Consider the following 15,754-nt stretch of genomic DNA (forward strand, 5'->3'; position numbering starts at 1 on the left):
GTCGTCCCAGGTCAGCACCCATGCTCACGCGACCACCGCCTCCTCAAGTGTAACGGCACGTGCGCCTGTTCGAACGTCTACCCCCGCTAACGGATGACCGATCCCAGCCCATCCCAACTGCACGCTTCCCCGATCTCAGGTGCCAACCATGCGAGGCTCTGCAGAGCCCCGAGTGCGTCCATTTTCCTGGGCGCCGCTATCCCGAAACGGACCTAACACGTTCACCCGCGCCCACCCCAGACAGCGCCGTACCGTCTCCAACGTTCGACCACTCCGAATTCCGCCTGGAGTGCCTGGTGCCTCACGGCCGCGTTGAACAACTGCTCGAGCTGCCTATACAGGCGGAAGGTGAAACGGTCACGGTGGTCACGGAAGGGGGCTTGGCCCACTTTCTTCTCAAACAAACGCGCTTCCTCCTCAGTCGGTCCCACGATGAACAACTCAGTTGAGTAGCGTTTCGGTATCTTGAGCAGCCGGTTTAGCCCGTCCGCTATGCGTGTGCTGTGCTCAACTTCAAAGGCGGCAACGGGGAACAGCCCGTCTTCGTCCTCCTCAAGCCACAGCACGTCTATCATGGCAACCTGACTAAGGTTCGAGCTGGAGAACACCGTGCTCACGTCGCGGACGGAAACAATCTTGGAGAGGGGCAGGTCCTGGAAAGTGCGGCTGGTCTGGTCAGACTTGGGCACGAAAGTCTCATATCCGTAGGTGTTACCAAGCGCGACGAGCATTCCCTGAGCGGCGGAGTGGTCCGTGGTGGCATGACTCGCCGATAGTTCTTGTTCGGAAAGGCGAACTTCCTCTTTCGCGACCAATCGGTACCTGCCGCTTCTGGCAGGTGGCACGGGCGCGAATGCACTATATTGGCGCACCACTCGACGGATGGTGTCACGCCAGGTAGGATTGGTCGCCGTCTTGGGGTGTCCCTCCAGTAGTGAGTTGATCTCCGATAGATGAGCTTCGCCCCCCAGCTCCACCAGGGCATCACGTACGACTTCGAACCAGGTCTGTTTTGGGCCATCATTGGTCACCAGTCAGTTCCTCCCTGCGGGGCGGGCCCTCTCCCCCGCTCCCGCCTGATCCTCTCTGCATCCCGTTTTGAGCGGCGATGCAAGGGAATGCCGAGGCCGGTACACCATGCGCCGCCGCCGACAATCAGGATGCCCATGCCGATCAAGGGCATCAGGCCGCCCCAGACAGGGATCGCGGCATAGCCGTCGTTGATCCACCTGTTGCCCATGGCGCCTTCCCGCGCGTCTCACCCACACCATTCCGCGCCGATCCCCCATTCCCTCCCGGCAGGCAATCCACGGACGACGGGTGAGCATACCCTTTGACAAGGCGCACAATCTGAGCCATTATCTACTGAAATTGTCGACTAACCTCTGCGAGGTTTTTCCCATGCGTGTCTATGAGGACAACTCGTACTCAATTGGCAACACTCCTCTTGTGCGGCTCAACAAGCTGACCCGCGGCTGCGGAGCCACGGTTCTCGTCAAGACCGAAGGCCGGAACCCGGCCTACTCGGTGAAATGCCGGGTGGGCGCGTCTATGATCTGGGATGGCGAGGCCCGCGGACTTATCAAGCCCGGCACGCGCATCGTCGAGCCCACCAGCGGCAATACCGGGATCGCTCTGGCGTTCGTCTGCGCAGCCCGGGGCTATGACTGTGTGCTGACCATGCCCGAGACCATGAGCCTCGAGCGCCGCAAAGTGCTCCAGGCCCTGGGGGCTGAGATCGTGCTGACTCCCGGGGCGGAAGGCATGCGCGGGGCGATCAAGCGGGCCGAGGAAATCGTGGCCGAAGACCCCGACCGCCACTATCTGCCCCAACAGTTCAAGAACCCGGCCAATCCGGCGATCCACGAACGCACCACCGGGCCAGAAATCTGGCACGACACCGAAGGCCGCGTGGACGTGGTGGTTTCGTGCGTGGGCACCGGCGGCACAATCACAGGGATTGGCCGGCACCTGAAGAAGATCTCCCACCACCCCGTCACGATGGTGGCCGTTGAGCCGAAGAACAGCCCCGTGATTGCCCAGACGCTCGCGGGTGAAACGCCGGTACCCGGCGCTCATAAGATCCAGGGAATGGGTGCGGGATTCGTCCCTGACGTCCTCGATCTGAGCATCATCGACCGTGTGGAGCACGTGGTGGACGAAGAGGCCTTCGAGACTGCGCGCCGCCTTGCAACCGATGAGGGGATACTATGCGGGATCTCATCGGGCGCCGCTGCGGCTGTTGCGATCCGGCTTGCAGGTATGGAGGAATTCGCGGGGAAAATGATCGTGGCGATCCTTCCCGACCTTGGTGAACGCTACCTCTCGACCGATCTGTTTAAGGTGGCAGCCGACTGAAACGGAGAGCCGACTATGCCGCTGCTATCGCGAAAAGCCACGTATGGACTGCGCGCCATGTGCGCGTTGGCGGACGCTGCCGAGAGGGGGGAAGCGGTGACCATCGCGAGCCTCGCCAACTCCGATGGTCTGCCCCGGAAATACCTGGAACGCATCATCGGCCAACTCGCGGCTGCCGGCTTGATTCGGGGAAAGCCGGGACCCGGCGGAGGCTGCCGCCTGACCGCGCCGGCAGATCAGATCAGCGTCCTGGCGATTGTGGAAGCGCTGGAGGGGCCTACCGCTCCCGCACCGTGTTTCAGTCCAGAATCCGAGGCCAGCGGCGAAGGGTGCGAGGGTTGTCGCGGGCTTACTCGCTGCGCAGTCCACGAACTGCTATCTCGGGTGCAGGCTTCCGTCGACCGCGAGCTCTCGGGCGTCACTCTCGCCCAACTGGCGTCGCGCCAGAGGGAGATGTCGGTGCGACGCGATCAGGCGGGCTAGATCAGCGCAGTGCTGAAGTACCTTTCAGCGCGATCCGGCAAGATCGTGACGATCTTGCGCCCCGGTGGCAGGCGCCGGGACAGTTCCAGCGCCGCCCAGACATTAGCCCCCGATGATGTGCCCACCAGACAGGCCTCCTTGCGGGCAAGCATTCGGGCCGTCTCCACCGCGTCCTCGTCGGTGACCTCGATCACCTGATCCACGTATTTCACGTCCAGCACTGCCGGGATAAACCCGTCGCCGATCCCCTGGATCTGGTGCAGGCCGGGTTCGTGCCCGAGAAGCGCCGATGCATTCGCAGGTTCCACCGCCACGCACAGGACGTGGGGATTGCGCTCCTTCAAGTAGCGCGCCACGCCCTGAAATGTCCCGCCGCTGCCAATTCCCGCCACGAAAGCGTCGACGTGGCCGTCCATTTGCTGCCAGATTTCCGGCGCGGTCTGCCTGTAGTGGATGTCCGGGTTGTGTGGGTTCTCGAACTGCTGGGGCATGAACACGCAGGGGTTTGATTCTGCGATCTCCCGCGCCTTGTCTACTGCGCCCTGGATACTGAGTTCCGCGGGTGTGAGAACCAGCTCGCCGCCAAGCGCGCGGATGAGCTTCTTGCGCTCTTCGCTCATGTTCTCGGGCATCACAATCACCACGCGGTAGCCTTTGTGCACGCCGACCAGGGTGATGCCGATGCCGGTGTTGCCACTGGTGGGCTCGCAGATGATGCACCCCTCTTTCAGCTTCCCCTCCTCCTCAGCCCGGGTGATCATGTTCAGGGCCACGCGGTCTTTCACGCTGCCGCCGGGGTTGAGGAACTCGGCCTTCGCATAGATGTCGATATCGCTGATCCGCGACAGTCGTACCATCGGCGTGTTGCCGATGGTCTGCAGAATGCTGTCAAGCCACATGAGCGGGTACGCCTCCGTGCGGGTGGGGAGCCGGCGGGTCGAACCGAGGCTCGCATGAGTTGCGATGATACTACCGGGCGGCGGCGCGGTCAAATGCGGGGAGGGCCGGATACGCAGAGTCGGGAACTGCAACCCGTTCACGCTATGTAGGGGGCCTGCGCCCATGCCTGAAGTCTCATACTTCGACTGCCACTGCTTCCTCGGGCTGCCGATCAACGTGCCCGGCGACCGACCGCGCGATGTCTCATCTCTGCTGGCCGCGATGGACCATTTCGGAATCACCGAAGCGCTTGTCATCGACCCGATGGCCGCGTACAACGACGTGCGCGCTGGAAACGCGCGCATCGTGGAAATCACGCGCCATCAGCCGCGCCTGCACCCAGCCTGGTGCGCGGTCATGACCCGGAGCCGCGAGACCCCGTCGCCGGGTGAGCTTGTGGGCCGGATGCGCGAGCAAGGCGTGGGTGCTTTGTTCCTGTTCAGCGGGCAGTTCGGCATTCCCTTGGAAGACTGGGCGATCGGCGACCTGGCCGCGGAACTGGAACGTCATCGGGTCCCGCTGTTCATCTGTCCCAACCCCGCGCTGGACCACTCGCCGGATCAAATGGACTGGTCGGGCATGGTCCGCATCTGTCTGGATCACCCAAATCTGCCCGTCATCGCAACCGAATGTCGTATCTACGGTGGCCAGCGCCGCATGTATCAGGCCCTGGCCGCATGCCCGAATCTCAAGGTGGACATGGGCGCTCTGTGGCTCCACAAGCGGGTTGAGTTCATCTGCCGGGAGTTCGGCGCCGACCGGCTCCTGTGGAGTTCCCGCCTCCCGTCACACACCCCGGCCGCGAGCAAGGCGCAGCTGGACTACTCCGACATCGCCGAGGATGATCTGCGGGCAATCGCCGGCGATAACCTGAGACAATTGCTCTCGTGGAACCCAAACATCAGTTTCGCCGAAACGCCCGCATGGCCAGAACCTGTTGACAGCCTGCACCAGATGGCACGCAACCGCAAGCCCCTTGCTGGGCAGGGGTTCGCGGACTGCCACGGACATGTGGGGTGGGGCAGCAGACGGCACGTGATCCAGGATGCGCCCGCGGATGTGGTGGCGGAAATGGATCGGCTTGGGGTGGATATCTGCTGCCTTTTCCCCTTCGCCGGATCACAGCCCGATGAAGCGTTTGGCAATGATACCTGTGCGCGCATGATTCGTCAGTTCCCAGGAAGGTTCGTGGGCTTCACACTGGTCAACCCCAGCCACGGCGAGCAGGACATGATCGCGGAGATGGAGCGCGGCCTTGCCCGGGGGATGCGTGGGATCAAGCTGGCCCCCGGCTTCCAGGGATACCCGGACGAGGGCCCGCTGGTGGACGTGGCCTGCCGGTTCGCCCACGAACATGGCCTGCTCATGCTCCACCATAACTGGGGCTCGGCGCAGCAACTCCGGCGGCTTTGCGAGACGTATCCGAAGGCGGTTCTTTTCACGGGCCATGCAATGGCGCATCTCACCGAGGTCGTCAGGGATTGCCAGAACCTGTTTATCTGCACCTGCCCGTTCCTCGACTGGGGACAGACCGAGCGCTTCGCCAACCTGTATGGTGCGGATCGTCTGCTCTTTGGCTCGGACCTCATGGACCTGCCCATCGCCTGGGGATTGGGGCCGATCCTGTACGCGCGGATCCCGGAAGAGGACAAGCGGCTAATCCTCGGCGGAAATCTGCGACGGATACTGACGGCACGCGGCTTTCTGCCCGAAGGATGACCTGCACTCTTGCCCGCAAGGGCGAAGGTTACGGTATTCCGCGCGGCGAAAGAGCATGGTGGAGGGGCATAGGACAGCCTGCGAGAGGTGAGTGATATGAGACGACGCGAGTTCCTGTCCACGGTCGCAGCAGCGGGGGTCGGCGCGGCAGCGGCCGGCAGCCTTGCGCGTGCCGATGTCGAACCCCAGAAGCGCCTGCCCACCCGACCACTTGGCGATACCGGCAAAGCCCTGTCAATCGTGGGGCTGGGCGGCCTTGTGGTCGCGAAAGTGCCCCAGCAGGAGGCCAACGACATTGTTGCCTGGGCCTGGGACAGGGGGGTCAACTACTACGACGTCGCTCCCACTTACTACGACGCCCAGGACCGCCTCGGGCCGGCTCTCGAACCCTATCGCGAAAAGGCGTTCCTCGCCTGTAAGACAGTTCGCCGCGACGCCGCAGGCGCACTGGCAGAACTGGAAAACAGCCTCAAGGTGCTGCGCACCGATCACTTCGAGCTGTACCAGTTCCACGGGGTAACGAAGACTGAAGAAGTGGACCAGATCATGGCTCCCGGCGGGGCTATGGAGACGTTCCTGAAGGCCCGCGAGCAGGGGAAGATCGGGCTGATCGGCTTCTCGGCGCATTCCATCGAGGCCGCTCTGCTTATGCTGGACCGATTCAACTTCGACACGGTCCTGTTTCCCCTGAACGTGGTCTGCTGGGAGAACGGGGATTTCGGCCCGCAACTCGTGGCCAAGGCGAAGGAGAAGGGCGCGAAACTCCTGGCGATCAAGGCCATGGCGTGGACCCCACTCCAGCCGGGGGAAGAGAAGAAGTACCCGAAGGCCTGGTACCGGCCCAACGACGACCCGTACCTGTCTGGCCTGGCGATCCGCTACACGCTGGACCTGCCGGTCGTGTCCATCGTGCCTCCGGCCGATGACCGGCTGTTCAAGATCGCCGTGGACAAGGCCATGGATTACCGACCGCTGACACAACCTGAGCGCGATCGGCTTATCGCGTCTATCGAGGGCGTAAAACCGATCTTCAGCACCCGGGAGGCTTGAAGCGTTGCCAATGACCTTCCGCGAACGCTTACTTACAGCGCTGAGGGGTGAGCGTCCCGATACCTTCCCGTGGTTTGCGGACCTCACCTACTGGCGCCATGCCAGGCAGGCCGATGGTGATTACCCGCCCGAATACGAGGGCGAGGAGGGATTCATCGCCCTTCATCGGGACTACCACGTAGGGTATTTCCTTGGCTATGCCACGGTTTGGCGCAATACCCTTGACAACGTCACCGTGGAGCATGAGACCCACGACGGGCTCACCACCACGCGGTGGATCACACCGGTGGGCGAAATCTGGGGCCAGACCAGGTACCTGCCCGAAACGTACAGCGGCGCACCCGTGCGCTGGCCGGTGCGCGATCTCGATGACTTGCGGGTGCTGCGATACATTGCCGACGCCACCCGCACCGAAGCGGACCAGAGCCAGTTCCTGGCCCTGCGCGACCTGTGCGGTGACCAGGGGCACCCCACCGTGCTGCCGCCCAGATCGCCGGTCTCGCAGATGCTCGCCCAGTGGACGGGAGCGACCGCGCTGGTGTATCTCGATGCCGACGCTCCCGAGGAACTCAAGGCCACCCTCGATGCTCTGGGCAGGGCCGCCGACGGCGCTTACGCGGCCATAGAGCAGTCGGAGGCGCCCTTCACCGAGCTGCCTGACAATCTCAGCGGGGAAATCATCACCCCGCTGTTCCGGAAGTATCAGTTCGAGTACTACGTGCAGCGCATCGAGAGCCTGCACGCGGCCGGCAAGCTGGTGGGGACCCACCTCGACGGCACCATCCGAGGCATCCTGCCACTGCTCGTCGAGACCGGGCTGGACTACATCGAGTCTATTACGCCCGCTCCAGTGGGTGACGTCCCGGTGGATGAGTTGCGCGAACTTGCCGGGCCCAACGTCGTACTCTTCGGCGGCATGCCCGGCGCCATGTTTGCGCCCCAGTTCCCCCGGGATCAGGTGCGCCGGCATTTCGACAGTATCGTCGAACACCACTGGGAGCATGGGCGCTTCGTGCTGGGGAGCGCCGATCAGATACCGCCGGACGGCGACATGAACCTGGTGCGCGAGGTCGGTTTGTGGTGCGAGGAACTCTGCGGCCGCGGCGCATGAGCCGGGCCGTTTCTGGAGGTCTGATGCAATGAACGGTTGCCCTGTAAGCTTTCTAGCTACATTGATGCTGCTGGCGTGCGCCGGCCTGTCACTGGCGGTGACGGTGAACGTCTCTCCCGACGGGCCGATCAACTCCCTCGAGTCCGCCCGGGACGCCGTGCGTGCGCTCAAGGCTCAGGGGGACCTCACCGAGCCCGTGCGGGTCGTGATCGCCGACGGTACGTACCCGATGACGCAGGCGCTGGAACTCACCCCGGCCGACAGCGGCACTGAAGTCGCGCCGGTGATTTACGAAGCCGCACCGGGGGCCCGGCCGATATTCACCGGAGGCCGCCGCATCACCGGTTTCCAGGCGAATGCTGAGGGACTGTGGGTCGCGAAAGTGCCCGAGGTCGCCTCGGGCGACTGGTACTTCGAGCAGCTGTGGGTCAACGGCAACCGCGCAACCCGTGCGCGCACGCCCAATAGGTTCTACTACTACTCCGCGGGAAAGGTCGCCCACGGTGTGGACCCTCAGACCGGAGAAGTGACGCATCTTGCAAACCGCGCTTTCATCGCCCGCAAGGCCGACATCGCGCCCCTGCTGGATATCCCAAAGGACCGGATCACCGACGTGACCATGATGTGTTACCACTCCTGGGAAGCCTCGCGCCACCGCATCGCCGGCGTGGACCCGCAGACCAATATGCTCGTGGCCACCGGGAACGCGCCGTGGGAGATGGGTTGGTGGGGTGGCCCGCTGCGGTACCACCTTGAGAACTTCCTTGCAGCCCTGGATGAGCCCGGCGAGTGGTTCCTGGACCGCAACGGCACCCTTTACTACATGCCTCTGCCCGGCGAGACCCCGGAGACCGCCGAAGTCTGGGCACCCGTGGCCGAGCAATTCGTCCTCGTCAAGGGCGATCCGAACCTGGGGCTGTTCGTGGAGAACATCACTCTCCGCGGCCTGCGCTTTCTACACGGGCAGTACATCCTGCCTGAGCGCGGTCACGGTGACGGGCAAGCGGCTCAGAGCATCCCTGGAGCGATCACCGCTGATGGTGCCCGCAATTTCCGCATCGAAGACTGCGAGATTGGTCATATCGGCATCTACGGCGTGTGGTTCCGGCAGGCATGTCAGAACTGCGCCATAGTACGCTCATATCTGCATGATCTTGGCGCGGGCGGCATCCGCATTGGTGTGGGCTGGAACGTGCCGCTGGATGACCCGACCACGCACACCGGCTTCTGCGTGGCCGACAACAACATCATCCACAAGGGTGGGCGCATTTTCCCCGGCTGCGTCGGGGTCTGGATCGGTCACAGCGGGAACAACCAGGTCACCCATAATGACATCTCCGACTTGTTCTACACGGGAGTTTCCGTGGGCTGGAGCTGGGGATATCGCCCCACGTTGTCCCACAACAATCACATCGACTTCAACCATATCCACCACATAGGCCAGGGCGTTCTCAGCGATATGGGAGGAGTCTACACCCTGGGGATATCTGACGGTACCACGGTGAATAACAACGTCATCCACCACGTCTACTCTTACGACAAGTATGGCCGCGGCGGCTGGGGCCTGTACAATGACGAGGGCACCAGCAACATCACCATGATGAACAACCTGGTCTACAAGGTGAAGACCGGGACCTATCACCAGCATTACGGCGAGAACAACCGCATCGAGAACAATATCCTCGCCTACTCCATGGACGGACAGCTCCAGCGGTCGCGGGTAGAGGACCACATCTCCTTCATCTTCCGCCACAACATCGTCTACTGGGACGAGGGCGAGTTGTACACCGCCGGTAACTGGCGCGACGAGAATGTGGTCAGTGAGTACAACCTTTACTGGAATGCCTCCGGCGCACCCGTGAAATTCCACGAGTTTACCTTCGAGCAGTGGCAGGAGAAGGGCAAGGAGAAAGGGTCGATTGTCGCTGACCCGAAGTTCGTGGACCCGCAGAACTTTGACTTCCGCCTGCAGCCGGACTCCCCCGCGTTCCAGGTGGGCTTCAAGCCTTTCGACTACAGCCAGGCCGGCGTTTACGGCGATCCGGAATGGAAGGCGCTGGCAGCGAGTTTCGAATACCCGGAAGTGGAGTTCGCACCGCCCCCCCCACTGCCGCCCCCGATGGCCTTCAAGGACGGCTTCGAGTTCACACCGGTGGGTGCGCAGCCGGGCATCGCGAAAGTCCACACCGAGGGCAAAGGCGATGCGGTTGCTGTGACGGACAAAGTGGCCTGCAGCGGCAAGCAAAGCCTGATGGTTCAGGACGCGCCCGGCCTGCAGTTCGGCTTCAACCCCCATTTCTACTACTCGCCAAACCACACGCGGGGCGTGGCAACCTTCAAGTTCGACCTGCGGCTCGAGACAGACGTGACCATGTATGTCGAGTGGCGCGACAACAGCGCACCGTACCGCGTCGGGCCCACATTCTGGATCCGCGGCACCAGGTTGCAGGTGGGCGGGGAGACCTTCCTGGAGCTCCCGAAGGACCAGTGGGTGAACTTCGAGACATCCGCGGGGCTCGGCGAAGACAGCACCGGTACCTGGACGCTGACAGTGACACTCCCGGGTCAGGAGCCGCAGAGGTTCGAGGGCCTGAAGTGCCCCAGTGATGGCTGGAAGACCCTGACCTGGCTGGGATTCAGCAGCAGCGCTGACACCACCACCGTCTTCTACGTGGACAATGTCGAGCTGTCGAATACGTGGATGCCCGAGTAGAGGCGCGTATGCTCATGCACTCAGACCGCGCCCAGGCGCGGCGAAGACAGGAGTTGGTTCCCATGTCCGGACTGTCACGCACCACGGCGCTGATGGTTGTGCTGGGTCTTGGCTGCCTGGCGGCCGTCTCAGCCGATCTGAACGTGCCGATCACGAACATGAAGCTGGTGGGTCTGCCGGGCGTGAAAGCCACCGCCGCAGCCGAGTGCCCCGCCGGGGTGGTTTTCTCAGCGGCTTTCGCCAAGACCACCGAAGAGCGCCGCCTCCTGGCAATCAGCGGAGTGGCTGACGGCGACGCATCCGGCGCCAAGGCGCTCGCCGTGAAGCTGCGGTTGAAACTCGCCGAAGGAAACGCGCCACGCCTCGCCGTGGTGGCCTTCGACGACGACGCCGGAAGCTGGTACAAAGTAAGTGGCCAGCCGGTGCCACTGGACGAAGTCACCGAGAGCCGGGTGTCCATGGCCGCTCTGCGCCAGACTGCCTTCAGCGACAGTGCTGACCCTGCGCCGGACCTGGGCCGACTGGAGCGCCTCTGGTTCGGTCTCGTGCTGGATGGTCCGGCTACCGGTACGCTGGAGATCATGGAAGCGCGTCTCACGGACGAGCCTTACCGCCCTACGAAGCCGCTGCGAGTGACGGGGGATGGCCCCGGCAAGTGGTCGGCCAGCGAGAACGAGGCCGTCACGAGCACCCTCACCACCCCCAACGAGGGCCCGGAAGGCCAGGCGTGCATGAAGTATGAGTTCACAGCGCCCACCGGCAGCCATCGTTGGATGATCCCCTCGACCCCGATTCTGGCCTCCGATCTCGAGGGTTACACGGCCCTCCGGTTCAAGTACCGGGCGGAGCTGCCCGAGGGAATACCCGGACTTCTCGTGGTGGTGCAGGAGCGGGGCGGCGGCGGATGGTTCGCTGATCCTCCCCCGCCGGCCAGCGCGGAATGGCGCGAGGTCACGATCCCGCTGGACACCCTGAAGTTCGCGACCTGGACTAAGGACGACAACGGGAAATTCGATCTGGCGTTGGCAAGCAACGTCCAGATCGGCGCGCATGGCACCCCCAAAGGCGCGGGCGGCCCGAGCCTCATCATGGTTGCCGACGTCGAATTCGTGCCCTGATCAAGTTGCCGGAGACGCGTCTGAATGCCGGGAGTTCAAGGAACACTCAAGATTTGTGTTTGAAGTGCGACTGCAGTGTGATATTATGTGTTGGTGCGACGCTGTCGCGCGCTGCTGGAGAGTGCCGGCCAACGGTCGGCGCCTGTGGCGGCGCTACTCTGTCCGCAGGAGCGTTGAGCCATGAGACTCTGGATCCCCGGTATTCTCGCAATGGTTACGGCAACCTGGGTCGTTGCGGCGCCCGATAGGGGCGTGACCCTGGATCAACGGCAAATGGAGTACGAAGCGGCCATCCAGAATCTGCTGCGGAGTCACTTGATGGTTGGTTACCCGGACCTGTCCGTCCAGCCCGAACTGCCGGTGACGCGGTACGAATGGGCCGCAGTGGCCAGCAGATTGGTCTGGCATTTTGACCTTCCTCTTCCCTCGCGCGGTTACAAACCGCCGGACGTTCCCTGGGACCACTGGGCCGAGGATGCCTGCCGGGTCCTGACCGCAGCGCGACTGTGCCCTGCGCCACCCGGAGTCTATTTCCGGGGCGACCAACTCATCACCCGCGGCGAACTGGCACTCATGGCCTGGAACCTGGTTCGCGCAATCGACGGCATCACGCCGCCTGCCCGGTTGGCTGACATCGACCGACCCTACGAGAAGGCAGCGGCTGAACTCCAGCGCATGGGTATACTTATAGGGTATCCGGATGGCGAGTTGCATCTCGAAGACGCCATGCCGCGCTGGCAAGTGTGCCTGGTGGCGCACCGCATCGTGACCTGTAAGAACCAGTAAACCAGCCCAATATGAGCATGGGACTGATGTCCATGTCGCGCCTCCTGATCGCGGCGCTGTGCGTCATCGCGACCCTCTGCCCCGCGCAACCGGAGGACTGGCCCTCAGCCGGCGAGGTTTCGCGTATCCTCAGCGCGGTGCCCGGTGACCTGCCAACGGTCTCTCTCACCAGCGGCCCGGATTCGTACACGCGCGCTGACGTGGAGAAGGTTGCGGGCCCATTCGCCAAAGAGCTGTTTGCGTATGACTACAACTGGTCGGTGGCGGCCACGTACCGTATCGACGGCAACGAGGTGCGTGCGGAACTGCACCGTTTCGCCACTGAGCTGGACGCATTCGGGGCTCACAGCGCGATCCGCGATCCCAGAGTGCCGGGCCAGGTCATCCCGCTCGATCGCCCCACCAATGTAATCGCCGCCTTCTGGGCGAAGGATGTCCTGCACGTCTGGCGAGGCCCTTTCTTCGCCCGCTTCGTTCCCGTCTCGGTGGGCGACGCCGGACGCAGCGCCGTCTTGCGGCTTGCTCCGGCGGTGCTGAGTAAGCTCCCATCAATGCCGGCCTCGCCGCGCCTGTTCAGCATCCCACCTGACCGCGGGATGGTAGTGGAATCGGTGAAGTACGTGCGCAAGGACGTGCTCGGTCAGCCCGCTCTGCGCAACGCTCTAAGCGCCACTTACGGCCGCCGCCTGCCAGGCAAGATCGACGCTGAGATGCAGCTGTGGTTGATCGACGCGCTCAATGCCAGCGGCGCCTCGCAGGCTTTCGCTACTGTCCGGGGCTATCTCATGCAGGCGGCGATCCCGCGGCCCGTGGGCGCGCTGGGGGAGGAAGCAATCGTCCTGCGCCACCCGAAACATGGGCAGACCTACGTCATGCGCGAGGGCGCGTATGTGGCTGTGCTGGAACAGGTGAAAGACGCACAGGCGGCCGAAGCGGTGCTGCGCACCATCGGCAAGAACGTGCGCACCGGCCAGTAACCGCCTGATCTTACGTTATTCACGAAGCGGCCCCCGAAGATCATCTCCGGGGGCCGTTTTGTGCGCGCCGTCAGTCGGCCATCATCCACCGCACAGCGCCCGTGCCCGCAGGTCTGCGTTACGGTAGACCTCGTCCGCATCCTGCCCCGGGAACTGCCCGTCCTCCATGACCACAGCCCCATCCACCACGGTCATCCGCACATCCGAAGCACCCGCGGAATACACCAGGTGGGAGCATATGTTGTGCACCGGATTCAGGTGTGGCGCGGCGAAGCTCACCAGGGCCAGGTCAGCCCGCTTTCCGGGTTCCAGTGTGCCGACCAGATGATCAATGCCCAGCGCTTTCGCCGCGTCGCGGGTGGCCATTTCCAGAGCGCGCCGGGCAGGAACCACCGTGGGATCGCCCGTGCGACCTTTGTGGATGAGAGCAGCGAGGTGCATTTCCTCGAACATGTCCAGGTTGTTATTCGAAGCCGCGCCGTCGGTCCCGAGCCCGACCACTGCACCCGCTGCCAACAGATCGGGCACGCGGGCGAATCCGCTGCCGAGTTTCATATTGCTGCTTGGGCAGTGCACCACACCTGCCTGCCGCTCAGCGAGTATCTCGATGTCTCTGTCATCCAGCCAGACGCAGTGGGCCAGCGCCGTCTTCACCTGCAGGAAACCGAGGCTGTCCAGATACTGGACGGGGCTCATCCCGTGCTCGCGCTGGGAATCATCGTACTCCCGGCTGGTCTCGGCAACATGAATGTGCAGAGGCAGGTCGTGCGCGATGGCTTCCTGCAGCGCTCTTTCAAGCAGTGGGCGCGGGCAGGTGTAAGGCGCGTGGGGGCCCAGCATGGGATGCAGCCGGCTGTGGCCCTCTTCGCGAATGCTGACCACGAACTCCATAGCCTTCTCCAGCATCCCGAAGGGGTCATCGAGAAAGCCCAGCATCACCCCGGATGGGCAAGCCCGGATCAGGCCATCTTCAGCCGCCTGTGCCGCGGTGCGGTCGAAGTGGTACATGTCATTGAAACAGGTGCAGCCGCCGCGCAGGAGTTCGAGCACACCCAGACGCGTACCCCAGTAGACATCATCGGCAACCAGCTTTTTCTCGGCCGGCCAGATGCGCTCTTCCAGCCACGGCTTGAGCGGCATATCATCGGCGAATCCGCGGAACAGCGTCATCGCAAGATGGGTATGAGCGTTGATAAGCCCGGGCATAACCACACAGCCGGAACCATCGATCACCCGGTCCACGGGGACCTCCGGCGCAGTGGCCGCGCAGCCGGCATAGGTGATCTCTCGCCCATCCCATTGGACCACGCCGCCGGGGACCGGGTCCTGCCCCTCCACCATGGTCAATACGGCAGCGCCCTCAATCCGTACCACTGACATGCTTCAGAATTCCCTCTCGATCATGTACTGGGCCCATCCACCGAGCCAGCGGGTGTACCGGGACTGTGGCAGGCGCGCGAGCGCCGAGTAAGCGGCGTCAATTCGCTCACGGGCCATCGCGGCCACTGCGTCCACCGCGCCCAGACGAACCATGACTTGGGTGGCCCGGGCGACATCCTCCGGCGCCGCTGAAGGATTTCCTACCACCGCATCGAGCACCGCGCGGTCCGCCGGACCGGCGGCTTCGCAGGCCTTGAGCAGAACGGGGGTGCGCTTGCCCTCGAGGATGTCGCTGCCTACCGGCTTACCGAGCTTCTGCTGGTCGCCCACGATACCCAGGATATCGTCCTGCAACTGGAAAGCAATGCCACAGTTCGCGCAGAACTCTCGTAATGCTGATACGTATGGGTGGCCCTCTTCCAGAGTGCCCAGGCCCAGCATGGCGCCGGCTTTCCCGGCGAACTCGTACAATACCCCGGTCTTCAGGTAGAGCATGCGAAGCACGTCGTCCAGCGACACTTCGTCCAGTGGCATGTCCTCGAGCTGCACATCCAGGGTTTCGCCCTCGACCAAGTCGCAGACCACGTTCAGTTCGAGGTCAGCCACAAGGTGCGCGAGCAGGGCCGGGTCCACATTGCGGGTGCGCAGGAAGAGGGTGACACACAGCCCGTGCTGGACATCGCCGGCCAGCATTGCGAGGCTGATGCCGTAATCGAGGGAGTCCGCGCCGACCAGGCCAAGATCGCGCGCTCCCAGTTGGGCGCCCAGGGCATGTCCTGACGGTCCCCCGCGGCGCATGTCGTCATGGTCGATGATGTCGTCGTGAATCAGCGTCCAGGTATGGAACAGTTCAAGGGCCGCCGCGGCCGGCAGCACGTCCTCTTCCCTGCCCCCCACAGCGCCGCAGGCCAGGAGCAGCACCGCAGGGCGCAGCCGCTTACCTCCCCGCGCCAGGTAGGCACGCACGACCTCTCTCAGATGCACGGGCGCCACGCGGTTCATCAGCGCCGGATCGAGCAGCAGCTCGTCCACTCGCGGGGACCATCTATCGAGTGCGGCTAGGAAATCAGCCACATCAGACATATGCTGGACTCCCTGATCCTCGTCCTCCCCGGAGCCC

At 63.6% G+C, this 15,754-nt stretch carries 13 protein-coding genes; 9 read left to right on the forward strand and 4 right to left on the reverse strand.

All coding sequences use genetic code 11. From position 1 onward, the window contains the following. Positions 1-221 precede the first annotated feature (221 nt). Entirely contained in the window at positions 222-1,031 is an 810-nt protein-coding gene (locus tag HPY44_13345) for a hypothetical protein (GenBank protein ID NSW56990.1), read from the reverse strand. Between the two features lie 370 nt (positions 1,032-1,401). On the opposite strand from HPY44_13345, the gene cysK (HPY44_13350) reads away from it, so the two are divergent. Further along, on the forward strand, positions 1,402-2,358 hold the full coding sequence (gene cysK, locus HPY44_13350) for a cysteine synthase A (protein NSW56991.1): 957 nt from the start codon (positions 1,402-1,404) through the stop codon (positions 2,356-2,358). Positions 2,359-2,373: 15 nt separating this feature from the next. After that, complete coding sequence (locus tag HPY44_13355; GenBank protein ID NSW56992.1) at positions 2,374-2,841, forward strand: Rrf2 family transcriptional regulator; 468 nt, start codon at positions 2,374-2,376, stop codon at positions 2,839-2,841. Here HPY44_13355 and cysK (HPY44_13360) read toward each other — a convergent pair. Beyond that, positions 2,838-3,740 (reverse strand): cysteine synthase A, encoded by a 903-nt coding sequence (cysK, locus tag HPY44_13360; GenBank protein NSW56993.1) that lies wholly within the window; start codon positions 3,738-3,740, stop codon positions 2,838-2,840. The genes HPY44_13355 and cysK (HPY44_13360) overlap by 4 nt on opposite strands. Before the next feature lie 163 nt (positions 3,741-3,903). On the opposite strand from cysK (HPY44_13360), the gene HPY44_13365 reads away from it, so the two are divergent. From HPY44_13365 to HPY44_13395, 7 genes are all read left to right on the forward strand, one after another. Beyond that, a complete protein-coding gene (locus HPY44_13365) occupies positions 3,904-5,499 on the forward strand; it encodes an amidohydrolase family protein (protein NSW56994.1) in 1,596 nt (531 codons plus the stop codon). Positions 5,500-5,739: 240 nt separating this feature from the next. Then, the gene (locus HPY44_13370; GenBank protein ID NSW56995.1) at positions 5,740-6,549 is read left to right on the forward strand and encodes an aldo/keto reductase; all 810 of its coding nucleotides are present in this window, start codon (positions 5,740-5,742) and stop codon (positions 6,547-6,549) included. 4 nt (positions 6,550-6,553) lie between these two features. After that, positions 6,554-7,660, forward strand: coding sequence for a hypothetical protein (locus tag HPY44_13375; protein NSW56996.1), 1,107 nt, complete (start codon positions 6,554-6,556; stop codon positions 7,658-7,660). Positions 7,661-7,688: 28 nt separating this feature from the next. After that, a complete protein-coding gene (locus HPY44_13380; GenBank protein NSW56997.1) occupies positions 7,689-10,373 on the forward strand; it encodes a right-handed parallel beta-helix repeat-containing protein in 2,685 nt (894 codons plus the stop codon). 62 nt (positions 10,374-10,435) lie between these two features. Continuing rightward, the gene (locus HPY44_13385; GenBank protein ID NSW56998.1) at positions 10,436-11,491 is read left to right on the forward strand and encodes a hypothetical protein; all 1,056 of its coding nucleotides are present in this window, start codon (positions 10,436-10,438) and stop codon (positions 11,489-11,491) included. Positions 11,492-11,671: 180 nt separating this feature from the next. Next, the gene (locus tag HPY44_13390; protein NSW56999.1) at positions 11,672-12,277 is read left to right on the forward strand and encodes an S-layer homology domain-containing protein; all 606 of its coding nucleotides are present in this window, start codon (positions 11,672-11,674) and stop codon (positions 12,275-12,277) included. A 26-nt stretch (positions 12,278-12,303) separates the two neighbouring features. Continuing rightward, entirely contained in the window at positions 12,304-13,254 is a 951-nt protein-coding gene (locus HPY44_13395; protein NSW57000.1) for a hypothetical protein, read from the forward strand. An 81-nt stretch (positions 13,255-13,335) separates the two neighbouring features. On the opposite strand, the gene HPY44_13400 is transcribed toward HPY44_13395, so the two are convergent. Both HPY44_13400 and HPY44_13405 read right to left on the reverse strand, forming a co-directional pair. Next, a complete protein-coding gene (locus HPY44_13400; protein ID NSW57001.1) occupies positions 13,336-14,634 on the reverse strand; it encodes an amidohydrolase in 1,299 nt (432 codons plus the stop codon). Positions 14,635-14,637: 3 nt separating this feature from the next. Continuing rightward, positions 14,638-15,717 (reverse strand): polyprenyl synthetase family protein, encoded by a 1,080-nt coding sequence (locus HPY44_13405; protein ID NSW57002.1) that lies wholly within the window; start codon positions 15,715-15,717, stop codon positions 14,638-14,640. Positions 15,718-15,754: the final 37 nt, after the last annotated feature.

Source organism: Armatimonadota bacterium (assembly GCA_013314775.1).
Lineage (GTDB): Bacteria > Armatimonadota > Zipacnadia > Zipacnadales > JABUFB01 > JABUFB01.